This is a genomic window from Pseudarthrobacter sp. IC2-21 (genome assembly GCF_034048115.1).
In the GTDB taxonomy this organism is placed as follows: domain Bacteria; phylum Actinomycetota; class Actinomycetes; order Actinomycetales; family Micrococcaceae; genus Arthrobacter; species Arthrobacter naphthalenicus.
On record NZ_CP139145.1, the window covers coordinates 3,951,924 to 3,974,683 of the forward strand.

The 22,760-nt window shown below is 66.5% G+C and carries 19 protein-coding genes; 15 read left to right on the forward strand and 4 right to left on the reverse strand.

Features of this window, described 5'->3' with window-relative positions; translation table 11 throughout:
* Window positions 1-20 precede the first annotated feature (20 nt).
* The 7 genes from SBP01_RS18300 (at window position 21) to galK (ending at window position 9,491) form a co-directional block, all read left to right on the forward strand.
* Window positions 21-974 (forward strand): sugar ABC transporter permease, encoded by a 954-nt coding sequence (locus SBP01_RS18300; protein ID WP_320536818.1) that lies wholly within the window; start codon window positions 21-23, stop codon window positions 972-974.
* Entirely contained in the window at window positions 971-1,918 is a 948-nt protein-coding gene (locus tag SBP01_RS18305) for a carbohydrate ABC transporter permease (protein WP_320536819.1), read from the forward strand. The genes SBP01_RS18300 and SBP01_RS18305 overlap by 4 nt, the downstream gene beginning before the upstream one ends.
* A gap of 2 nt (window positions 1,919-1,920) precedes the next feature.
* Window positions 1,921-4,026, forward strand: coding sequence for a beta-galactosidase (locus SBP01_RS18310; RefSeq protein WP_320536820.1), 2,106 nt, complete (start codon window positions 1,921-1,923; stop codon window positions 4,024-4,026).
* A gap of 9 nt (window positions 4,027-4,035) precedes the next feature.
* Window positions 4,036-4,845 carry a DeoR/GlpR family DNA-binding transcription regulator gene (locus SBP01_RS18315; RefSeq protein WP_320536821.1) on the forward strand — a complete coding sequence of 270 codons (810 nt, stop codon included), beginning with the start codon at window positions 4,036-4,038 and terminating at the stop codon, window positions 4,843-4,845.
* A 104-nt stretch (window positions 4,846-4,949) separates the two neighbouring features.
* Window positions 4,950-7,184, forward strand: a complete 2,235-nt coding sequence (locus SBP01_RS18320; RefSeq protein ID WP_320538384.1) for an alpha-galactosidase — start codon at window positions 4,950-4,952, stop codon at window positions 7,182-7,184.
* A 1-nt stretch (window position 7,185) separates the two neighbouring features.
* Window positions 7,186-8,316 carry a galactose-1-phosphate uridylyltransferase gene (galT, locus tag SBP01_RS18325; protein ID WP_320536822.1) on the forward strand — a complete coding sequence of 377 codons (1,131 nt, stop codon included), beginning with the start codon at window positions 7,186-7,188 and terminating at the stop codon, window positions 8,314-8,316.
* Entirely contained in the window at window positions 8,313-9,491 is a 1,179-nt protein-coding gene (gene galK / locus SBP01_RS18330) for a galactokinase (RefSeq protein WP_320536823.1), read from the forward strand. Before galT ends, galK begins: the two co-directional genes overlap by 4 nt.
* 6 nt (window positions 9,492-9,497) lie before the next feature.
* Here the strand turns inward: galK and SBP01_RS18335 are convergent, their stop codons facing one another.
* Window positions 9,498-10,487, reverse strand: a complete 990-nt coding sequence (locus SBP01_RS18335; RefSeq protein WP_320536824.1) for an LLM class flavin-dependent oxidoreductase — start codon at window positions 10,485-10,487, stop codon at window positions 9,498-9,500.
* Between the two features lie 140 nt (window positions 10,488-10,627).
* On the opposite strand from SBP01_RS18335, the gene SBP01_RS18340 reads away from it, so the two are divergent.
* Together SBP01_RS18340 and SBP01_RS18345 are read left to right on the forward strand one after the other, a co-directional pair.
* Window positions 10,628-11,512: an aldo/keto reductase gene (locus tag SBP01_RS18340; RefSeq protein WP_320536825.1), complete on the forward strand. Its 885-nt coding sequence runs from the start codon at window positions 10,628-10,630 to the stop codon at window positions 11,510-11,512.
* Window positions 11,513-11,571: 59 nt separating this feature from the next.
* Entirely contained in the window at window positions 11,572-12,270 is a 699-nt protein-coding gene (locus SBP01_RS18345; RefSeq protein ID WP_320536826.1) for a type 1 glutamine amidotransferase domain-containing protein, read from the forward strand.
* Between the two features lie 83 nt (window positions 12,271-12,353).
* Here the strand turns inward: SBP01_RS18345 and SBP01_RS18350 are convergent, their stop codons facing one another.
* The gene (locus tag SBP01_RS18350; protein WP_320536827.1) at window positions 12,354-14,693 is read right to left on the reverse strand and encodes a chromosome segregation ATPase; all 2,340 of its coding nucleotides are present in this window, start codon (window positions 14,691-14,693) and stop codon (window positions 12,354-12,356) included.
* A 302-nt stretch (window positions 14,694-14,995) separates the two neighbouring features.
* Here SBP01_RS18350 and SBP01_RS18355 point away from each other — a divergent pair, with 302 nt between their 5' ends.
* Window positions 14,996-15,895 carry a transporter substrate-binding domain-containing protein gene (locus SBP01_RS18355; RefSeq protein WP_320536828.1) on the forward strand — a complete coding sequence of 300 codons (900 nt, stop codon included), beginning with the start codon at window positions 14,996-14,998 and terminating at the stop codon, window positions 15,893-15,895.
* Between the two features lie 56 nt (window positions 15,896-15,951).
* Here the strand turns inward: SBP01_RS18355 and SBP01_RS18360 are convergent, their stop codons facing one another.
* Complete coding sequence (locus tag SBP01_RS18360) at window positions 15,952-16,392, reverse strand: MarR family winged helix-turn-helix transcriptional regulator (protein ID WP_275215182.1); 441 nt, start codon at window positions 16,390-16,392, stop codon at window positions 15,952-15,954.
* 112 nt (window positions 16,393-16,504) lie between these two features.
* Here SBP01_RS18360 and SBP01_RS18365 point away from each other — a divergent pair, with 112 nt between their 5' ends.
* On the forward strand, window positions 16,505-17,716 hold the full coding sequence (locus tag SBP01_RS18365) for a multidrug effflux MFS transporter (RefSeq protein ID WP_320538385.1): 1,212 nt from the start codon (window positions 16,505-16,507) through the stop codon (window positions 17,714-17,716).
* A gap of 167 nt (window positions 17,717-17,883) precedes the next feature.
* Here the strand turns inward: SBP01_RS18365 and SBP01_RS18370 are convergent, their stop codons facing one another.
* Window positions 17,884-18,582 (reverse strand): maleylpyruvate isomerase family mycothiol-dependent enzyme, encoded by a 699-nt coding sequence (locus SBP01_RS18370; protein ID WP_320536829.1) that lies wholly within the window; start codon window positions 18,580-18,582, stop codon window positions 17,884-17,886.
* Window positions 18,583-18,865: 283 nt separating this feature from the next.
* Here SBP01_RS18370 and SBP01_RS18375 point away from each other — a divergent pair, with 283 nt between their 5' ends.
* From SBP01_RS18375 to catC, 4 genes are all read left to right on the forward strand, one after another.
* On the forward strand, window positions 18,866-20,251 hold the full coding sequence (locus SBP01_RS18375; RefSeq protein WP_320536830.1) for an aromatic acid/H+ symport family MFS transporter: 1,386 nt from the start codon (window positions 18,866-18,868) through the stop codon (window positions 20,249-20,251).
* Window positions 20,252-20,376: 125 nt separating this feature from the next.
* Entirely contained in the window at window positions 20,377-21,315 is a 939-nt protein-coding gene (locus tag SBP01_RS18380) for a LysR substrate-binding domain-containing protein (RefSeq protein WP_320536831.1), read from the forward strand.
* Window positions 21,312-22,415, forward strand: coding sequence for a mandelate racemase/muconate lactonizing enzyme family protein (locus SBP01_RS18385; protein ID WP_320536832.1), 1,104 nt, complete (start codon window positions 21,312-21,314; stop codon window positions 22,413-22,415). The genes SBP01_RS18380 and SBP01_RS18385 overlap by 4 nt, the downstream gene beginning before the upstream one ends.
* A 43-nt stretch (window positions 22,416-22,458) precedes the next feature.
* Complete coding sequence (gene catC / locus SBP01_RS18390) at window positions 22,459-22,737, forward strand: muconolactone Delta-isomerase (protein WP_275215197.1); 279 nt, start codon at window positions 22,459-22,461, stop codon at window positions 22,735-22,737.
* Window positions 22,738-22,760 lie beyond the last annotated feature (23 nt).

Below are 22,760 nucleotides of genomic sequence, written 5' to 3' on the forward strand. Positions count from 1 at the left end.
GCACTAAGGAATATCTTCCCGTGAGTACACTTTCCAAAACGAGCCCCGGCGGGGTGCGGCGCACTGCTGCGCCCCGCACGGGGCGGGTCCGACGGCTCTCCCGCCGCGACAAGTGGGTCCTGAGTTTCATGGTGGGCGTGCCCACCCTGATCCAGCTGGTCCTGGTCTGGATCCCGACGCTACTCTCAGCGGCGCTGTCCTTCACCCGGTGGAATGGCCTGAGCCTGGACGACATCAAGCCCGCCGGGATCAGCAACTACGAGTTCATCGCCGAGAACTACCCTCCGTTCTGGCCCGCCGTGCAACACAATGTGCTGTGGCTGGTTTTCCTGGCCGTCATCGCAACGCCGCTGGGACTGCTGCTGGCCATCCTGCTGGACCAGAACATCCGCGGCACCAAGATCTACCAGAGCATTTTCTTCACTCCGGTAATGCTTTCCCTGGCACTGATCGGCGTCATCTGGCAGCTCTTCTACAACCGTGACAGCGGGCTGCTGAACTTCCTGCTCGGCACGGCGGGAACGCCGCAGGCCGTGGACTGGTTCGGCGATTCCGGCGTCAATATCTGGGCCGCGCTCATCGCCGCGACGTGGCGGCACGCGGGCTATGTCATGATCCTGTACCTGGCCGGGCTCAAGGGCGTCGACCCCACGCTGCGCGAAGCTGCGCAGATCGACGGCGCCAACGCGGTGCAGACCTTCTTCCGGGTGATCTTCCCGGCCATGCGCCCCGTCAACGTCATCATCATTGTGATCACCGTGATCGAGTCCCTGCGGGCGTTCGACATCGTCTACGTGATCAACCGCGGCACCAACGGCCTGGAACTCATCAGCGCCCTGGTCATCCAAAACCTGGTCGGCGAGGGCCAGGTGATCGGCGTCGGGTCGGCGCTGGCCGTCATCCTCCTGGTCATTTCCCTGGTACCCATCACGTTCTACCTGTCCCGGGCGTTCGGAAAGGACAAAGAAGCATGAGCATCGCACAGCCCACGGATGCACCCGCTGCGGGCAGCTCCCCTGCCGGGCGGAGGACCGGCGCCGGGTCCGGGCAGCCTGCCAACACCAAGCGCGGCAAGCCCCACTACGGCATCCACCTCTTCCTCATCGTGCTGGCGGTCATGTGGCTCATCCCCCTGGTCTGGACCATCTTTACCGCGCTGCGGCCCAAGGCGGACACGGACAAGTACGGCTACTTCAGCTTCGGCGGGTCTTTCAACTTCGACAATTTCACCCAGGCCTGGACCCAGGGCGGTTTTGCCCAGTACGCCTGGAACTCTGCCCTGATCACCATCCCGTCGGTGGTGCTGGTGCTGTTCTTTGCGTCCATGATGGCGTTCGCTGTCAGCCGGGTCAGTTGGAAGTTCAACGTCACGCTCCTGATCATGTTCACCGCCGGCAACCTGCTGCCCCCGCAGGTCCTCGCCGCACCGCTGTTCGAAATGTTCAAACTGCTGCCGCTGCCCTACAGCGTCAGCGATTCCGGGAGCCTGCTCAACACCTACATCAGCGTGATTGCCGTGGACACGGCGTTCCAGATCGGCTTCGTGACGTTCGTCCTCTCCAACTACATGAAGGCGCTCTCCCCTGAGCTCACCGAGGCTGCCCTGGTGGACGGCGCCGGGATCTGGCGCCAGTACTGGAGCATCATCCTGCCGCTGTGCCGCCCGGCCCTGGCCGCCATGGGCACCCTCGAAGTCATCTTCATCTACAACGACTTCTTCTGGCCGCTGCTCTTCCTGCAAAGCGGCGACCGCCTCCCGCTGACCACGGCCGTCAACAACCTGCAGGGACAGTTCCTTTCCAACTACAACCTCATCGCCGCCGGCGCCATGATCACGGCGATCCCGGCACTGGTGATCTACCTCCTGCTCCAGCGACACTTCGTAGCCGGTCTGACGCTCGGCTCCAGCAAAGGATGAACGTGGACAACCACAACAACGCTTCCATGGACTACATCACCGCCCGCCTCGGCTCCGAAGGCTCCCCGATGCTGGCCTTCGGCGGCGACTACAACCCCGAGCAGTGGCCCGAGGCAACGTGGGAGGAAGACGTCCGGCTGATGCGCGAGGCCGGCGTCAACCTGGTCAGCGTGGGTATCTTCAGCTGGTCCCTGCTGGAACCGTCGGAGGGCGTCTACGAGTTCGGCTGGCTGGACCGGATCCTGGACCTGCTGCACGCCAACGGCGTGCGTGTTGACCTGGCAAACGCCACCGCCTCACCGCCGCCGTGGTTCAGTCACAAGTACCCCGAGTCGTTGCCGGTAACGGCCGACGGCGTGCGGCACAGTTACGGTTCCCGGCAGGCCTTCGCTGCCTCCAGCGCCGACTACCGCAGGGCAGCCGCAGCCCTCACCGAACAGATCGCCGCACGCTACAAGGACCATCCCGCCGTCGTGATGTGGCACGTCCACAACGAGTACGGCTGCCACAACCAGCCGGACTTCTCCGACGGCGCCGCCGCCGGTTTCCGCCGCTGGCTCGAACGCCGCTACGGGAGCTTCGAAGCCCTCAACGCCGCCTGGGGCACCGCGTTCTGGTCCCAGCGCTACTCGGCATGGGAGGAAATCCTGCCCCCGCGCACCTCCGGGACGTGGGTCAACCCCACCCAGCAGCTGGATTTCGCCCGTTACTCCTCCGATGAGCTGCTCGAATGCTACAAAGCCGAAGCGGCCATCATCCGCTCGCACTCCGGGCACCCGGTCACCACCAACTTCATGGGCTTCAACATGGGCCTGCACCAGCCGGTGGACTACTGGCGCTGGTCCGAGGAGATGGATGTGGTCTCCAACGACCACTACCTCATCGCCGAGGATCCGCGGAACTTCCAGGAACTGGCGGCCACGGCGGACCTCACCCGCGGCTGGGCCAAAGGCAAGCCGTGGCTGCTGATGGAACATTCGACGTCGGCCGTGAACTGGCAGCCGCGCAACATCGCCAAAGCTCCCGGCGAGATGCTGCGCAATTCTCTGCAGCACGTGGCCCGCGGGGCGGACGGGGCGCTCTTCTTCCAGTGGCGGGCCTCGCGCGCCGGTGCCGAGAAATTCCACTCCGGGCTGCTCCCCCACGCAGGCACGGACACCAAGGTCTGGCGTGAAGTGGTGCAACTTGGCCAGGCGCTGCGCAGTCTGGCCGAAGTCAGCGGCTCGCTGGTCACCGGAGCCTCGGGCCGTGTGGACGTTGCCATCCTGCACGACACCGACGCCCGCTGGGCGTCGGAGCTGGACTCGCACCCGAGCGTGGATGCTTCGAACATCGCCGAAACCCGGCGCTGGCATGATGCGTTCTACCGGGCCGGCATCCCCACCGACTTCGCCCGGAGCACCGACGACCTTTCCGGTTACCGCCTGGTCATTGCCCCCATGCAGTACCTGCTCACCGATGCGGGCGTGGCCAACCTGGACGGGTACGTCCGCGCCGGCGGCCACTTGGTGGTGACCTATTTCTCCGGGATCGTGGACGAAAATGACCACATCAGGCTTGGCAGCTACCCGGGCGCCTTCAGGGGCCTGCTGGGCGTGGAGATGGAAGAGTTCTTTCCGCTGCGGGCAGGGGAAAGCGTCCTGCTCAGCGGCTTCGGTGCGGGCAGCTGCTGGAACGAGCTCGGCCGGGCCACCACCGCCGAGGTCCTCGCGTCGGTGGCCGAGGGGCCGACCGCGGGCTCTCCGGCCGTCACCCGCAACCATGCCGGCAGCGGCCGCTCCTACTATGTGGCTACCACGCTCGCACCCGAGGGCCTGGGCGAGCTGGTCACCATGGTCTGCGCCGATGCAGGAGTAGAACCGCTCGTTCCGGACCTGCCGGAGGCGGTGGAAGTTGCCCGGCGCAGCAAAGACGGAACAGACTGGACGTTCTGCATCAACCACGGGTTGGCGGGCGTCCGGCTGCCGCTGGAAGGCGTTGACGTCCTGACGGGCGCTGAGCTCAGCGGCGGACTGGGGCTCGCAGCCGGTGGTGTCGCCGTCGTCCGCTCGGCTGCCGTCCAGCTGGCCGGTACCGCCGCCAAGCCGTCAACCCACTCAAGCCGTTAGGGACTCCATATGCTCGCCGCAGCCCGTCATTCAGCCATCCTCGCCGAGGTCCAGCGTGAGCGGATTGTCCGTGTTGCGGACCTGGCCAGGATGCTGGGTGTTTCGCTGATGACGGTGCGGCGGGACATTGAAGCCCTTGATGCGGCGGGTGCCGTGGAGAAGATCCATGGCGGGGCCAAACTGCCGGGCGGAGCCAGTACGCACGAGCCGGGTTTTGAGCTGAAAGTGACCCAGCTTAAGGACGAGAAGATGGCCATCGCCCGGGCGGCCGCTGCCCAGGTGCGCGAGGGAATGGCGGTGGGCCTCAGCGCGGGCACCACCACCTGGGCCCTGGCCCAGCTGCTGTCCTCCGGTCCGCGGATCACCGTGGTCACCAACTCGGTGCGGATTGCCAACGTGTTCCACCAGAGTTCTTCACCCTCCACCGTGATCCTCACCGGCGGCGAGCGCACCCCATCGGACGCGCTGGTGGGCCCGCTGGCCACGTCCTCCCTCCGGCAGCTGCACCTGGACGTGCTGTTCCTCGGCGTCCACGGGGTGGACGCCGACGCCGGGTTTACGACGCCGAATGTGCTGGAGGCCGAAACCGACCGTGCGTTCGTGGCGGCGGCGCGGCGTGTGGTGGTCCTGGCCGACCATACCAAGTGGGGCACGCTTGGCATCAGCACGATTGCCGCCCTCGAGGATGCTGATGAACTCATCAGCGACGACCTGCTCGGCGGCGAAGCCCGGCGCATCCTCGGCGAACGGGTGGGCCGGCTGCGGCTGGCCCCGACCACCGCTCCGCCGGACACCGAAACCGGCCCCGTAGCCGGCTGACCAGCGGTGCCTTCAATTCCACCCGACCCTCTACAACGCCTGGAGCTGCAGTGAACAACCCGGACCTGGACCTTGCCCCGGAACCCACTACCGCAGGGACCGCCATGCCCCCGGCACCGCTGTACCTGCGGCGCCCGGGGACCGCGCTGCTCATCGATTTCAGCACGGGCGAACCGGCCTTAGTGCATTTCGGCGCCGACCTCGGCCCGGAGCTGCCGGACCTTTCGCTGCTGCGTGACCCGGTGCCGCACTCCGCACTGGACACCCCGGTGACCCTGGGCCTTATTCCGCAGGCTTCCTCCGGCTGGCGGGGCCGCCCCGGCCTCCGCGGCCACCGGAATGGCGGGTCGTTTTCCGCCAGGCTCCGGCTTGCGTCCGCCGAAAATGACCAGAGCGATCCCGGTTCGGCCGTCATCACCCAGTCCGACCCCGACGGCTGCATCACCGTACGGACCGAGGTCCGGCTCAGCGATGGCGGCCTGCTTCAGCTCCGCCACGCGCTGACAAACGACGGGCCGGACACCTACTTCGTCGAGGAACTGGCGGCGGTGCTGCCCGTGGGCCGGGCCGCCACGGAAATCCTTGACCTGACCGGCCGCTGGTGCCGGGAGTCCCACCCCCAGCGCCTGCCGCTGCATCAGGGCACGTGGGTGAGGTCCGGCCGGCACGGGCGGACCGGCCATGATTCCTCGCTGCTGCTGGCCGCCGGCACGGCCGGGTTCGGGTACCGGCACGGGCAGGTGTGGGCGGTCCATTTGGGCTGGAGCGGGAACCACGAGAGTTTTGTGGACACGGCCGGCGACGGCCGGACCGTCATCGGCGCTTCGGAGTTGCTGGGGTCGGCGGAAATCAGCCTGGCACCTGGTGCCGGTTATGAGACCCCCTGGTTGTTTGCGGCCTACTCCGACGCCGGCCTGGACGGCATCAGCGAGGCCTTCTACGCCTGGTTCCGTGGCCGGCCGCATCACCCGGGCGCAGCCTCGGGCAAGCCCCGCCCGGTGGTCCTCAATGTCTGGGAGGCGGTCTATTTCGACCACCGGCTGCCGGCGCTGCTGGACCTTGCCCGGACCGCCGCCGCATTGGGTGTTGAACGCTACGTGCTCGACGACGGCTGGTTCCGCGGCCGCCGCAATGACACCGCGGGCCTTGGCGACTGGTATGTCGACGAGCAGCTTTGGCCCGACGGCCTCACGCCCCTGGTCGACGCCGTGACCGGCCACGGCATGGAGTTTGGCCTGTGGGTGGAACCGGAGATGGTCAACGAGGACTCGGATCTCGCCCGGGCACATCCGGACTGGATCGCCGGGCCGGCCGCGCGTCCAGCGGCGAGCGCAGACGGCGCACCCGGCACTGCCGGCCCGGCCGGCCCGGCCGGCCGCCTGCCCGAACGGTGGCGGCACCAGCAGGTGCTGGACCTGGTCAACCCCGACGCCTGGCAGTACATCTTCGACCGCCTTGATGCCCTCCTCCGCGAGAACCGCATCAGTTACCTCAAGTGGGATCAAAACCGGGACCTGACCGAGATGGGCCATGCCGGCCGGCCCTCGGTCCATGCCCAGACCCGGGCCGTCTACCGGCTGCTGGACGAACTGCGCAGGGCCCATCCCGGCGTCGAAATTGAGAGCTGCTCATCGGGAGGGGCCCGGGTGGATCTGGGCATCCTCGAACGCACGGACAGGGTGTGGGGATCGGACTGCAACGACGCCCTGGAACGGCAGACCATCCAGCGCTGGACCGGTATGGTGGTGCCGCCGGAACTCGTCGGATCACATATCGGGCCCACCACGAGCCACACCACCGCTCGAACCCACGATCTCTCGTTCCGGGCGATCACCGCGATGTTCGGCCACTTCGGGCTGGAATGGGACCTCCGGCAGCTCGACCCTGCCGAGCGTGACGAGCTTGGGCGGGTGATCGCGCTGTTCAAGCAGTACCGGGGCCTGCTGCACAGCGGGACGATGGTCCGCGCCGATGAACCCGACCCCGCACTGCGGCTGCACGGCGTTGTGGCACACGACGGCAGCGAAGCGCTGTACGCGCTGGTCTCGGTGGCGACCTCGTTCGCCGAAGTCCCCGGCCGGGTCTGCCTGCCCGGGCTGCACCCCGAAGCCCGCTACCGGGTGGAAGCCGTCTACCCGGCAGCCGATGACCGGCACGCCTTCATCCAGACTGTGCCCCCGGCCTGGCTCAGTGCCGGCGTTGAAGCCACCGGCCGTTACCTGGCGGTAGCCGGTCTCCCGATGCCGGTCCTCAACCCCGAACACGGGGTGCTCCTGGCCGTCCGCCGGGTAGATCACGCTCAGGCCAGCCCCGATGGCCGCCCCGTAAGGAACTCCTAGCATGGACCGGATCACCAAACGCGCCTACAAGCTTTCGGACGGGCGGGACCTCATCTACTTCGACGACGCCGACACGGTGCTCCCGCCGGACCGCGGACCGGACCTCCGTGAGCCGGCGGTCCGGCCGCCCACCGCCACCATGCGGCAGGATGCGCTGACCGGCGAGTGGATCTCCATCGCTGCCGCGCGGCAGAACCGGGTGGTCCTTCCGCCCTCGCACCTGGACCCGCTGGCCCCGGCATCGCCGGACAACCCCTCTGAAATCCCCAGCCTCTACGATGTGGCCGTTTTCGAAAACAAGTCCCCGTCCTTCGGCCCGGGGCTGGCCGGCCCTGAGGCAACCCACGACCCCACCGTGCCGGAGGGCCTCGATGACCTGGCCAGGATAGGCCTCGGACGCAGCCGGCAGTCAGTGGGCCGCTGCGAGGTGGTGTGCTTCTCCCCCGAACACACCGGTTCCCTCGCCGGCGTCTCGCTTTCCCGGATGCGGACGGTGGTGGAAGCTTGGGCGGACCGGACTGCCGCACTGTCCGCGCTGCCCGGCGTCGAGCAGGTCTTTCCCTTCGAGAACCGTGGCGAGGCGATCGGAGTGACACTGCACCACCCGCACGGCCAGATCTACGCCTACCCGTACATCACCCCGCGCACGGCCCAGCTGGTCCGCACCATCGAGAAGTATGGCGGCAGCCTGTTCGAGGACATCCTCGGGTTCGAGCAGAAGTCCGAGCGGGTGCTGCTCCGTGGCGAGCACTGGACGGCGTTCGTCCCGTTTGCTGCGCGCTGGCCGCTGGAAGTGCACATCCTTCCGCACCGGCATGTCCCGGACCTGGCGGCGACCACGGACGAGGAACGCGACGAGTTCGCCCGGCTGTACGGGCAGCTCCTGCGCGGCGTCGACGCGCTGTACTCGACGCCGACACCCTACATCGCCGCCTGGCATCAGGCCCCCGTCAATGTCCACCGGGACGATGTCCGGCTGATGCTGCAGCTGACCTCACCGCGGCGCGAGGAGAACAAACTCAAGTATCTGGCCGGGTCCGAGGCTGCGATGGGGGCGTTCATCGCCGACATTCCGCCCGAGACCGCCGCCGCCCGGCTGCGGGACGCGATTGACCAGGAAGGCACCGCATGACCACCACCGAACTTTCCCAGCAGGGACGCGAGTTCTTCGCCGGCCAGTTCGGGCACCCGCCTGACGGCCTGTGGTCCGCCCCGGGGCGGGTCAACCTCATCGGTGAACACACGGATTACAACAACGGTTTTGTCTTCCCGATTGCGATTGAAAAGCGCACGGTTGCAGCGGCCGGCCTCCGTTCAGACCGCCGGCTGCGGGTGGCAAGCAGCTCGTTCCCCGGCATGGTGGAGGTCAGCCTCGACGAACTGGACCCGGACGCCCTGCAGGGCTGGGCTGCGTATCCCCTGGGTGTTGCCTGGGCCATGTCACAGGCGGCGGGCGAAAAGGGGATCCCGGGCGCCCGGCTGGCGGGCGTCGACCTCACGCTCACTTCGGATGTCCCGGCCGGGGCCGGCTTGTCGTCCTCGGCCGCAGTCGAGTGCGCCGCCGCCCTTGCCCTGAACGAGCTCTGGGGTTTGGGGCTGGGCCGGGAAGAGCTGGCCCGGATCGGCCAGCTGGCCGAAAACCGGGTTGTGGGCGCCCCCACGGGGATCATGGACCAGTCCGCCTCGTTGCTGGGCGAGCCGGACCACGGCATTCTGCTGGACTGCCAAAGCCTGCGGGCGGACAGCGTGCCCCTGGGTTTTGCCGCTGCAGGTCTCGGGCTGCTGGTCATCGACACCCGCACCAGCCACTCGCACGCCGACGGCGGCTATGCCAGCCGCCGCCGGTCCTGCGAGGAGGGCGCGACGGCGATGGGCGTCCCCAGCCTCCGTGCCCTCAGCCCCGGGGACCTTCCCCGCGCGGCGGACGTACTGGATGACGAGACCTTCCGGCGGGTCCGGCACATCGTCACGGAGAACCAGCGGGTGCTGGACACCGTGGCTGCGCTGCGGGCGGAAGGCCCCTCCGCCGTCGGGTCCTTCCTTAACCAATCACACGTCTCCATGCGCGACGACTTTGAGATTTCCACCCCGGAACTGGATCTGGCCGTCTCCACCGCGCAGTCCCTCGGCGCCCTCGGCGCCCGCATGACCGGCGGCGGTTTCGGCGGGGCGGCAATAGCCCTGGTCCGCAACGGGGACGCGGCCGGGATCACCGAAGGACTCGTCCGGGAATTCGCCCGCGCAGGCTTCACGGCCCCCAGCATCTTTCCCGTCAGCGCCTCGGCCGGCGCCCGCCGGGAGGAGTAGCCGCGGTTAGACCCGGGCCAGTCCGGCTACTTCGGCGAGCAGTTCCACGGAGCGGAGCCGGGCGTCGGTGCCGGTGTTCTGGTGCGCCACGATCAGTTCGTCGGCGTCGGAGTGCTTGGCGAACCCGTCGAGGTAGTCCAGGACGGCGTCCGGGGTGCCGACGGCTGAGTACGTCATCATCTGCGAGACGTGCTGCCCCTGCGGTGAGTCCAGCACCATATCCGCTTCGTCGTCGGTGAATTCGCGTCCGCCGCCGAAGAAGAGCCCCACGCGGGCACGGAGGGTGGCCCGGAACGCCGCCTGCGCTTCGGCGGTGGAATCCGCGGCGATCACGTTGACGCCGGCGATGACGTGGGGTGCGTCCAGCTGGGCTGACCGCTTGAATTCGCGGCGGTAAAGGGCCACGGCGTCCTGCAGGGCGTTGGGCGCGAAGTGCGAAGCGAACGCATAGGGCAGTCCCAGCTGGGCTGCGAGCCGGGCACCGAACAGCGAGGAGCCCAGGATGTAGAGCGGCACATTGGTGCCCTTGCCGGGGGTGGCCTCGACGCCCTGAATGCGGGTGGGGCCAGTGAGGTAGCCCTGCAGTTCCAGCACGTCCTGCGGGAAGCTGTCCGCGGACATCGGGTCCCGGCGCAGCGCGCGCAGAGTGTTCTGGTCGCTGCCGGGAGCGCGGCCGAGGCCAAGATCAATCCGGCCCGGGTGCAGGGTTTCCAGGGTGCCGAACTGTTCGGCGATGGTCAGGGGCGAGTGGTTGGGAAGCATGATGCCGCCCGCGCCCAGCCGGATGGTGCTGGTGTGCGCGGCCACATGGGCGATCAGCACGCTGGTGGCCGAGGAGGCAATGGCGGACATGTTGTGGTGCTCGGCGTACCAGATCCGCCGGTACCCGAGCTCCTCGGCCCGCTGGGCCATCGCCACGCTCCCCGCGAAACTTTCCGCCGCCGTCTGGCCTCTGCCGATGGTTGCCAGGTCAAGGATGGAGAGGGGAAGCGTCACGTCGGTGCCGGCCTTTCAAATGCGTTGCGTAGGAGTGGGCGCGCCGGATTACGGCGGCACACTGTGAACAACGACGGCGGCACGCGGGATATTTCATCCCGCAATGGAATACTCAGCATGCTGAGCGTGTTGCCGCCCCTATGAGCCAAAACACGAACCAGACGGAACCGTCCGCAACCATCGACCTCAAGGACCTCGGAACCGTGCATCGCCTCGGCTTCGGTGCCATGCGCATCGTCGGCAACGGCGTGTGGGGTGAACCGGCAGACCGCCAGGCGGCAATCGCCGTGCTGCGCCGCGCCGTCGAACTCGGGGTGGACTTCATTGACACCGCGGATTCCTACGGGCCCAACATCAGCGAGGAAATCATCGCCGAGGCCCTGCACCCCTATGCGGAGGGGCTGAAGATCGCCACGAAGGTGGGATTCACCCGGACCGGGCCCAACAAGTGGATTCCGGTGGGCCGGCCCGAGTACCTGCGCCAGCAGACCGAACTGAGCCTGCGCAAACTGAAGGTGGATACCCTGGACCTGCTCCAGCTGCACCGGATCGATCCGAAGGTGGACGCGGAGGAACAGTTCGGCGTGCTCCGCGAACTGCAGGACGAAGGCAAAGTCAAGGCCCTGGGCCTGTCCCAGGTGAGCGTGGCCGAACTGGAAGCGGCCGGAAAACACTTCACCGTCTCCACGGTCCAGAACCGGTACAACCTGACGGACCGCAGCTCGGAGGATGTCCTCGAGTACGCGGAGGCGAACGGCATCGGTTTCATCCCCTGGGCACCCATCTCCGCCGGCGAACTCGCGCAGCCCGGCGGCCCGCTGGATGAGGCGGCCAAGCGGCTGGATGCCACGGCTTCCCAGGTGGCGCTGGCCTGGCTGCTCCGCCGTTCCCCCGTGATGATGCCGATTCCGGGCACCGGCTCGGTGAAGCACCTGGAAGAAAACCTGGCAGCGGCCGCGCTCCGGATCGACGACGCAACCTACGCGGAGCTTGAGGCTGCCTCCAAGGCAGCCGCCGAGTCCTGACCGCCGCTTATCCCGCAACACATTCGCCGGAAATCCGGCACACAGACAGGAGTCACAGCATGGCAAACATCTTGATGGTCGTATCGGCCGCCGATTCACTCACCATGAAGGACGGCAGCGAACACCCCACCGGCTACTGGGCCGAGGAACTGGTGGTCTCCCACCAGACCCTCCGGGACGCCGGCCACACGGTCCACATCGCCACGCCCGGCGGAACAAAGCCCACTGTTGACCAGGTGAGCCTGGCCCCGGAGTCGGCCGGCGGCAAGGAACGGGCGGACAGCTTCCGCGACTACCTGGCCACCATCGACGCCGAGCTCTCGGCTCCCCTGGTGCTGGCCGACGTCGACATCGCCGGCTACGACGCCGTGGTGATGCCCGGTGGCCACGGCCCCATGACCGACCTGTACAAGGACGCCGATCTGGGCCGCCTCCTGGTGGCTGCGGACAGTGCCGGAAAAATCATCGCCCCGTTCTGCCACGGGCCCGCCGGGCTGCTCAGCGCAACGCTCGACGACGGCTCGTTCGCCTTTGCAGGCCGCCGCCTCACCGTCTTCACCAACGATGAGGAACTGAACGGCGGCACCGGGGAGAACACCCCGTGGCTGGTGGAGGACGCACTGAAGGACAAGGGCGCCGTCATCGAGAACGCGGCGTCCTGGAGCTCCAATGTGGTCCGCGACCGCAACCTCATCACCGGCCAGAACCCGCAGTCCAGCGAGGACGTGGCCAAGGAAGTCGTCAGCGCGCTGGGCTAAGTTCGACGGCAATAGCAGAGGGGACCGGCTCGCGATGAGCCGGTCCCCTCCTTGCGGCGCACGCCGTTGGACGCCGCGCCGGCTTAGGCGGCACAGCCTCCGAGCGCGATGGTTACGTCGATGCCCGCAATCTGCAACTGGACGGCGCCGAGCTGGGCCTGGAGGCTGGCGACCACGTCCTTCTGGGCCTTGATGTCAGCGCCGTTCTGTTTCTTCTGGGCCTGTAGCCCGGCCAGCTTCAGTTGCGCCGCTGTCAGCTCCGAGTCCAGCCCATTGAGCTGGCTCTGCAGTGTGGCCAGCTTTGCTTGCGTGGCGCTGATCTCGCCATTCAGCTGGTTGAGTTGCTGCAACAGCGGCGCAACCTGTGCCTGCAGGTCCAGCACGTTTGCTTCAGCGGTGGAGATCTGGGCATTGAGTGCCGTGATCTGAGCTACCAAGGTGTCGCCGATCCGGTTGAGTGAATCGATTTCGCCGGTCTTGGTGGCAACTGCAGCGTTGGCCGCATCAAGGGTACTTTGGAGTGCCGGGAGCTGATCCTGAAGCGCTGAAATCTCCAGCTGCTTGTCCCCGACGGCCTTATTGGCTGCGGCCAGCGCATCCTGAGCCTGAGCCAACGCGGCTTTCTTGCCCTCCAGGACCGCCCGCTGGTCCGCGATGTCCTGCTGGGCCTGGACCACATTTGCGGTGAGGGTCGGCAGGGAACGTTCGAGATCCGCCACCACCTGCTGCTGGGCCGTCACCGCGTCTGCCGCCGCTGTCGCCGTCCGCTCAAGTGCCGGGAGCTGGCCCTTGAGAGCGGCGAGCTCCGCCTGTTTGGTGGTCACCGCGCCGTTCGCCTGGTTCAGGGCGGTTTGGAGGGCGGGCACCTGGGCTTTGAGTGTTGCGATGTCCCCCTGTTTGGTTGATACGGCGAGGTTGGCGGCGTCGAGCGACGTCTGAAGGGGCGCAGCTTTCTGCTGCAGGGTGCTGCTTTCCGCCTGCTTCGTCTGCAATTGGCTGTTCAGCGAATTGACCTGCGTCTGGAGCGCGGCGAGGTCACCCTGCAGTCCGGAGATCTGCGCGTTCTTGTTCGTGATCTGACCGTTCACGGTGTTGAGTTGTGCCTGGGCGGCGTCACGCTTGGCGATAAGTTCCTTCTTGCCTTGGCCGTTGCCGTTGTTGTTGATCGCGGCAATCTGGCTGTCCAGGCTTGCGACCTGGGCCGTCAATGTGTTCATTTGAGCGGTGAGGGCGGCCAGGTCGTCCTGAGCTGTAGTCAGTTGCGCCTGTTGGGCCGAGATCTGATCGTTCAGGGATTTGATCTGGCCCTGCAGGGCGGTGATGTCAGCGTTCACGGCGGCGATCTTCGCGTTGTTATCACTGACTGCCGTCGCCGCCAACGCCGCGCTGTCCTGAAGGGTGGTCAGCTCCCCCTGCGCTGTTGAAATCTGGGCGTTCGTGGCGTCGAGGGCCGCCTTCGCGGCGGAGGCCGTGGACTGCAGGGCCGTCAACTCCGCCTGCGCGGCCTTAATCTGGTCCTTCTTGCTGGTGACAACGACGTCGGCGGCCGCGGCAACGGCCTGCAGGTTCGCCAGCGTCTGGTTGGCCGTGGCTACCTTGTCCTGCTGGGCCTGCAGCTCCGCAGCCGCATTGGCTCCTGCAGCCTCAAGTACTTTCAGCTGAGTCTCCGCGTCAGTGACTGCCTGTTGCGCGGCTTCCACATCCGCCGCCGCTTGGGCAGCCTTCGTGTTCAGTATTGCGAGGTCGGCCTGGGCCTGCTGGATTTCGGCGTTCTTGGCAGCAACGGCGGAGGCCGCATTGGACGCTGCCTGCTGTGCGGCGCCGAGCTCGGTCCGGGCGGCCTCAAGGGACTTGGTGTTCGCAGCCTGCTGGGTTTCAAGGTCGGCCAGTTTGCTCTTCAGCCCCGAAGATTCATCCTGCGCCGCTGCCAACTCATCCTGCAGCGGCGCCAGCTCACTGTGGACGGTTGCCTGGTGGCCCAACAGAGCGGCGAGGTCAGCCTGGGCAGACGTTACTGCACCAGCGGCGGCCTTCTGCTCAGAAGTCAGCCTGTCCACTTCTCCCTGTGCAGCAGTCACGTCGTCAGCTAGCTGCTGCTCCTGGCTCGCAAGACCGTCCAGCTCCTTCTGTGCTGCGGCAACCTGGGAGGTGAGCGAGTCGGCGGAGGACTGCATCGTGGCCCTTTCCGCCTGCAGGGCGGCGATGGCGGCAGCGTTCTTCTTGACTGCAGCCTTCATCAGGTTTTCCTGAACGGTGCCGCGGTGCGCCAGCTGGTTCACCACCCCGTTGCAGATTCCGGTGACCCCGCCCGGAGCGGCCATGGCGGGCTGGACCAGGACCAGGCTGCTGGTGAGCAGGCCGGGCAGGATAACCGCAGCGGCAAGGCGACGGGCAAAGACGGATTTGGACGCTGCAGTAGTCATAAAGAAAACTCCCCATTGAGACCGGTGGCGCGGCCCTCTGGCCGCTCATTACCTCACCGTAAAGGGATCGCCGGAGGTGCACACGCGTAGTCGCCACCCGTCTTTTTTGGATGAGTACTCACATTCGCAACCGGTTTCCGGGGCACTACTTGGTTTGTGACGGCCCCTGACGCCCGGTTAACGGCCCTTACCCCTCATATCGCACCGTTTCGGCGGCCTTTGATCGGGTGCTGATGCTCACGGATAGTAGCTGCCACAGGCGTTATTTCCGCTGCGTCACCTTCAACTTTCAAGGGGCAATCATGACCAGAGTCAAAACCAAACAGGCTGCCGCCGCAGCACTCGCACTGAGCTCCCTCCTGGCGCTGGGCGCCTGCTCGGATCCGGGCGCAACGGCCGCGGCAGCACCGGCGTCGGGCGCCACAACTACCGCGGCGGGCAAGACGTTTAATCTGACTCCCGAGCAGGACCGCTTCAAGGTGAACGTTGATCCGGAGGCGGCGGCACTGGTCCCCGCCGCCATCAAGGCGGACGGAAAACTCACCGTGGTCACCACCGGAGGCTCGGCCCCTCTGACGCTCTTCGCCACGGACAACAAAACCCTGATCGGCAGCGAAGTGGACATCGCCTACGCGGTGGGCGCGGCCCTGGGACTGGAGGTCGAAGTGCTTCCCGTCGCCTGGGCCGACTGGCCGTTGGGCGTCGAGTCCGGGAAGTACGAGGCAGTCCTGTCCAATGTCACCGTCACCGAGGCGCGGAAGGAGAAGCTCGACTTCGCAACCTACCGCAACGACCTTCTGGGCTTCTACGCCAAGGCCGACTCCACCATCGGCACCATCAAGGAAGCGAAGGATGTGGCCGGCAAACGCATCATCGTCGGTTCCGGCACCAACCAGGAGGCAATCCTGGTGCGCTGGGACGAGGAGAACAAGGCGAAGGGCCTGGAGCCGGTCGCCTTCCAGTATTACGACGACGACTCCGCCTCCACGCTCGCCCTCCAGTCGGGCCGCGCGGACCTGACGTTCGGCCCGAACGCATCGGCCGCCTACAAGACCGCCCAGGACGGCAAGACCAAGGAAGTGGGCACCCTGAACCGCGGCTGGCCGCTGGCTGCGGAGATCGCGTTCACCACCCGGAACGGCAACGGACTCGCGGTCGCTGCCCAGACGGAACTGAACCCGGCAGGCCTTCACAAGAAGTAGCCTGCAGATGCAGAATCGCCGTCTTGCTCCAGCGAGGCGGGGATTCTTTTGCCCGCCTACCTGTCCGCGGTACGGAGGCGAAGGACAACATCGCCCAGCGCATCGAGGGAGGCGAAGAGGGATTCCCGGTGTTCGGGTGAGAGCTGCTCCAGCACTTCCTCCAGGGAGCCCGTCACCGCCGCGTCGATGCTGCTCTTGTTCCGGCGGGCCTCATCGGTCAGGGACAGCAACGACTTTCGTTTGTCGTCCGGATCCGCAACCCGTTCCACCAGCCCGCGCGCACTGAGTTCGCGGACGGCGGCGGAGACGTTCGAGGGCTTGATGTCCAGCGCGGCCCCCACTTCGGTGACGCTCGATCTCTCGTTGCCTTCCAGGTATCCGAGGATGACCCGCTCCGTGGCGGGCAGGGGTTCAAAACCGGCCCGGATGGGGCCTTTGCGTTGAACCCACCAGGCCAGCTCCAGGAGCGCCTTCGCCGCCTCATGCACTTTTTCCATTCCACAATTTTGCTATGCTTACATACATATGTCAACATAACTAACTCGCTGAATCAGAGAAAGTGAACCGCCCCACCACATGACCACGACTTCAAAAGCATCAGTGTCTCTGATGACCATGCTGGCGCTCCTCAGCGCCCTGGGCCCCTTTGCCATCGACATGTACCTGCCAGCTTTCCCGCAGATGATGCAGGACCTGAACACCACCGCAGCCTCCATCCAGCTGACACTCACCACCTTCATGCTCGGCATGGCCGTCGGCCAGCTGGTCATTGGACCACTTTCCGACCAGTTCGGCCGGCGCAAGCCGCTGCTGATCGGCGCCCTCGCATGCCTGGCGGCCAGTGTGCTCTGCGCCGTGGCACCCAACATCGAGACCCTGATCGGCATGCGCTTCCTGCAGGGATTCGCGGGGGCGGCAGGCGTGGTCCTGGCCCGCGCCATCGTTTCCGATTCAGCCCGCGGCGTGCACGCCGCCAAGCAGTTCGGCATCCTGATGGCCGTGGGCGGCATCGCTCCGGTCCTCTCACCACTGGCCGGCGGCGGTGTCATCGGCTTCGCCGGCTGGCGCGGTGTGTTCTGGGCCCTGGCTGTGCTGAACCTGCTGATGGTGATCGGTTCGATCATCATCGTGAAGGAAAGCCTGCCGCGGGAACACCGCAGCAACGGCGGCGTGAAAGAGCTGTTCGCCAGCACCGGACGCATGCTGGGCAACCGGCGCTACCTTGGCTTCACGTTCGCGTTCGCCTTCGCCATGGCGGCCATGTTCGGCTACATCTCCGCCTCGCCCTTTGTCTACCAAAACATCCTGGGACTCAACCCCACGGCGTTTTCGCTGCTGTTCGCCGTGAACGCGCTGGGCATCACCATCACCAGCGTCGTGGGCGTCAAGCTGGTTGGCACCCTGAGCCCACTGCGCATGACGTACATCGGCGTCTCGGGCCTGGTGGTGTTCAGTGCCGGGCTGCTGGCAGTGGTCACGGCAGGGAACACGCCGCTGTTCCCGACGCTGGCGCTGCTCTTCCTGGGCATCTCCTCCCTGGGCTTCATCTTCGGCAACGCCGCGGCCCTGGCCACGGACCAGGTCAAGAAGTACGCAGGCACCGGGTCCGCAGTCATGGGTGCGCTCCAGTTCACCCTGGCCGCCATCGCGTCGCCCTTGGTGGGCCTCGCCGGAGAAGACAGCGCCACGCCCATGGCCATCGTGATGCTGGTGGCGGGGGGCATCGCTCTCCTCAGCCTGATCACGCTCACCCGCGGCGGCGCACCCCTTCCGGCCGCTGCCGGGCAGGAGGAAAGGCAGCCGGCAACCGCATCCCGCTGACCCGCAACAGGTCTACAGCAGCTGCTCCCACACCGTCAGCTGCAGCCTGACGGCGCCGCGGGTAGCTGCACCTTCACGGGAAGGTTCGACGACGGCGCCTCGGTACCGGCGTCGTCCTTTCTCCCCAAACCCGCCGCAGGCATCAGGCGCACACCGGCGCCCTTGTCCTACCAGGCCGGTAGTGCCGGCACGGGCCCGTCAACGTCAACATGCTCGGCGTCGCCCCGTGCCAGCCATTGGAGCAGGCCTTCGCGGTCGGACGCCACGCGCAGCCCGCCGTCGCCAATGACCCATTCGTCCCGTTCCTCGGTCACCAGCGTCATGCCGGGGGCACCCTTGGCGCGCAGGGACCGCACCACGGCTTCGAGGGCGTTCAGCAGGGAGTCCGGATCGGCCTCCTCGATGGTCCAGGCGGTGTTGAGGTCGTGGTGATGCACCACAACCTCGGCGATCCGGAGCGCCACGATGGACGTGGCGGAGAGCGGCTTGCCGTTCAACTGCACCTCCGGGGCGGCCAGTTCACCGCTGAGCCGCCGGGCCTGTTCGGCGAAGTTTTGAGCGGAATCCCGCACTTCCCGGATGAGCTCTTCCCGTGGCAGGGCCGCCAAGGCGGCGATCTCCGCGGCCCGGGCCTCACGGGAGGCGTACAGGGGACGTTCCTCCCCGGAGGCTGCCCAGTCGATGAGCTTCACCAGGGCGCGCCCGCTGGAGGCGACGTGGGCAATAACGTCGGCACGGGTCCACCCCTCACACAGCGAGGGAACCGCCATCTCGTCGTCGGCAAGGGACTCAACGGTGGCCAGGAACATGTCCGTCTCCCTGCCGAGGCGGGACAGGTCGGAGTGAAGGCGTGCAGGGTTGATCATTTGGCCAGCCTACCCACCGGCCGGTTTCCAGACCACCGTTCCTGCGCCGCCGTTCGATACCCAGATCGTCTCGACTGAGACGCCCGGCGGCGCCGAGGGAAACCCTTCAAAAAACGGCCATTTCAGATCCGCAGCATATGAATACCCCCCGGGCGGAAAGCCGGGGTTTCCCCTCATATGTTGCGCATCACACCTCTGTCAGGCTGAAGGAACTCGGAGGACGGCCCCTCGGATTCTCCCGGTGCCGCAGGCCTCCACTTAAGTCAGAGAGGACTTGGGTACTATGTCACAACCGCATGCCGTTATTGCCGAAAATCCGCAGAAGGAAACGCGCACTGCCAATTGGGTGGCCTTCATCATCTGCACCGCGCTCCTGTTCGACGGGTACGACCTCGTCATTTACGGCACCGTCCTTCCCGGGCTGCTCGCGGACCCGGGCCAGATTGGAGCGTTTGATGCAGTCACCGCAGGCCTGCTCGGCTCCTGGGCCCTGATCGGAGTCCTTGTCGGTTCCCTGATCTGCGGCGCGGTGGGTGACTTCTTCGGCCGCCGCCGGCTGATGCTCCTGGGCATAGCCTGGTTCTCCATCGGCATGTTCGCCACAGCCTTTGCCACCAGCGTCCCCGCCTTCGGAGCCCTGCGCTTCGCAACCGGGCTCGGACTGGGCATCGTGATTGCCAGCGCCGGTGCCACCATGGCCGAATTCGCCCCGGCCGGACGCCGCCAGTTCTACAACGCAATCGTGTACTCGGGCATCCCGGCAGGCGGAGTCCTGGCCTCCATCCTGGGCATCCTGTTCCTCGACAGCATCGGCTGGCGCGGGCTTTTCATCATCGGCTCGCTGCCGCTGCTCTTTCTCCTGCCCATTGCCTGGCGCAAGCTTCCTGAGTCACCGCGGTGGCTGCTGTCCCGGGGCCGGGAGCAGGAGGCCCTCGCCGCCGCCCAGCGCACCGGCGTCCCGCTCATCGAAGAGCGGATCATCCAGCAGGTCGGCGCCGCGCCGCAGAAGTCAGGTTTTGCCGCAGTGTTTTCCCGCCAGTTCGCGGCCGCAGCCGTCCTGTTGGGCCTGATGTCCTTCTGCGGCCTCCTGCTGACCTACGGCCTCAACACCTGGCTGCCCAAAATCATGGAAGGCTACGGCTACGGGCGGACCTACTCGCTGTTCTTCCCGCTGGCATTGAACCTCGGCGCCGTGGCGGGCGGACTGCTGGCCTCCCGCCTGGCGGACAAGAGCGGACCGCAGCGGGTCATCGCCGCCACCTTCGCGCTGGCAACGATCTCCCTGGCCCTGATGACTTTCAGTTTTCCGCTGCCGCTGCTTTTTGTCTTTATTGCCCTGGCAGGCGTCGGCACGCTGGGAACCCAGGTGCTGATCTATGGGTTCCAGTCCAACTACTTCACCACAAATGCCCGGGCGGCCGGCGTGGCCTGGTGTGCAAGCGTGGGCCGGCTGGGCGGAGTGCTCGGTCCCATCATCGGAGGCTGGCTGGCCGCCGCCGGCATCGGCGGATCCACTGCCTTCTACATCTACGGGGCCGTCGCCCTGGTGGGCGCCGTGGTCACCGTGCTGGTCCCCCGCCAACGCAAGCTGGAGGAAGCCGAACACAAGGTGGAGGAAATCGCGGAAAGCAGGACAGAAGACGGCGTCCCGGCCGGCCAGCCCACCTAGTCCAGCCGGCCAGTACCGTCTCATTACGTGGCTAAAGTAACCTAGTAGGGCTTATTATGGTTATTCTTTGAATCAATCATGAATACCGGGAACGTGGGGCCGGCCAGCGGAAGGACGGGACTGCCTTGGACATCCGCCAACTGAACTATTTCATTGCGGTTGCTGAAGAGAGGCACTTCGGCCGGGCCGCCAAGCGCCTGCACATGGCGCAGCCACCGCTCTCGCAGCAGATCCGGCAGTTGGAGGATCAGCTTGGCGTCAAGCTGCTCAACCGGACCACCCGCAGAGTTGACCTCACGGCGGCGGGTCAGCTCCTGCTGGACCGGGGACGGCAGATCGTCAACGAGGTCGCCACGCTTCAGGCCGACGTCTACCAGGTGGGGCGGGGCGCAACGGGCGTCCTGCGGGTGGGCTTTTCAGGGTCGGCAACCTACGGTGTTATGCCCCGGATCGCCCGCGTGGCCAAACAGGTGCTGCCCGGCCTGTCCCTGGCCCTGCACGGTGAGATGCTCACGCCCTCCATGGAAGCCGGGCTCCGTGACGGCACCCTGGACGCCGCGTTGCTGCGTCCTCCGGTCGCGTCCCAGGACATCGACTACCGGACAGTGACCCGGGAGCCGCTGGTTGTGGCGCTTCCCTCGTTCAGCGCGCTGGCTGTGGACCGGCCGGTGGCCATGCACGAACTGCAGGACCAGGACTTCATCGCTTACGGACCCGAGTCCGTGCTCTACCGCACCACCGCGGACCTTTGCCGCCAGGCGGGCTTCCAGCCGCGCATCACCCAGGTGGTGGGGGAAACCTCCACCATGTTGGCGTTCGTGGCTGCGGGCGGCGGGGTGGCCATCATGCCGTCCAGCGTGCAGGCCTTCCAGCTTGAAGGTGTGGCTTACCGGGAAATAGAGAATGTCCCCGATGTTGAACTGGCCGTCGCCTGGCTGCGCGGGCATCAGTCGGCGCTGCTGCACAACTTTCTGGAGGTGGTGGTGACCGCGACTGCGGGAGCCGCGGCCCCCTCCCCCGGCCATGCGCCGCTTCCCACCGATGAAAGGCTCCCCAACTCATGAAGATCGCGGCCATTGAGGCGATTCCCTACTCGATCCCCTACCTTCATCCCCTGCACTTCGCGTCAGGGTCCGTGCACGAGGCAGACCACGTGCTGATCAGGCTTCGGACGGAAGACGGCGTAGTGGGCACCGCTGACACCCCGCCCCGCCCGTACACCTACGGTGAGACGCAGAAGTCAATCGTTGCCGTGGTGGAGGACATTTTTGCTCCGCAGCTGATCGGCGTCGACATTTTTGACCGCGAGAAGGTCCAGGAGATCCTCTACCGGACGGTGCACAACCAGACCGCCAAGGGTGCCGTGGACATCGCCTTGTGGGATGCCCTCGGCAAAACACTCGGTCAGCCGGTGACAAAACTGCTGGGCGGCTACACCGACTCGCTGCGCGTCTCCCACATGCTCGGTTTCAAGCCGGCCCAGGAGTTGCTGGCGCTGGCCCTGGAGTTCCGCGAAACCTACGGCATCAACACTTTCAAGCTCAAGACCGGCCGGCGGCCCCTCCACCTCGACGTCGAAGCCGCCCGGGTCCTGCGTGAGGGCCTCGGCGACGAGGCTGAACTCTACATGGACGCCAACCGTGGCTGGTCGGCCAATGAGGCGGCCGAGGTCCTGCGCCGCACAGCCGACTTGGGGCTGCAGTTCCTTGAAGAGCCCGACGACGCCCGGGAGGTCCTGGGCCGCCGTCGCCTCGTCACGAACTCCCCCATCCCCATTGCCGCAGACGAATCGGCCGCCAACCTCGGCGAGGCCGCACGGGAAATCCTCACCGGCGGCGCCAACCTGCTGGCCGTCAAAACCGCCCGTTCAGGCTTCACCGAGGGGGCCAAGATCGTGGGGATGGCCGAGGGCATGGGCATCGATGTTTACATCGGCAACCAGATCGACACCCAGGTGGGCACGGCGGCGTCGGTGACCTTCGGCGCCGCGTTCGCCCACACGGCCAAACGGGCGGCGGAACTTTCCAACTTCCTGGACATGACCGACGACCTGCTGGCCGAACCCCTGGCCATCACCGGCGGACGCATCCGTGTTCCTGAGGGCCCCGGGGTGGGCACCGCTGTTGATGAGGACAAGCTCGCCCTGTACCGCACCGACCGATAACACCGCTTTTTCCGCCAGCAACCGCTTTTCTGAAAGGACATTCATGAAATTCCTGGTCCACATGGACGTAAACCTGCCCGCCGATCTGCCCGCGGACGAAGCCGCAGAGCTCAAGGCTACGGAGAAGGCCTACTCACAGGAGCTGCAGCGTTCCGGCAAATGGCCCGAAATCTGGCGGGTGGTGGGCGAGTACGCCAATTATTCGATCTTCGACGCCGAGTCGAACGACGAACTCCACGACATCCTGCAGAACCTGCCGCTGTTCCCGTACATGGAGATCTCGGTGGTGCCGCTCGCGAAGCACCCCTCCGACGTCAAATAGGGCACACCCGGCCGGTGTTCCGG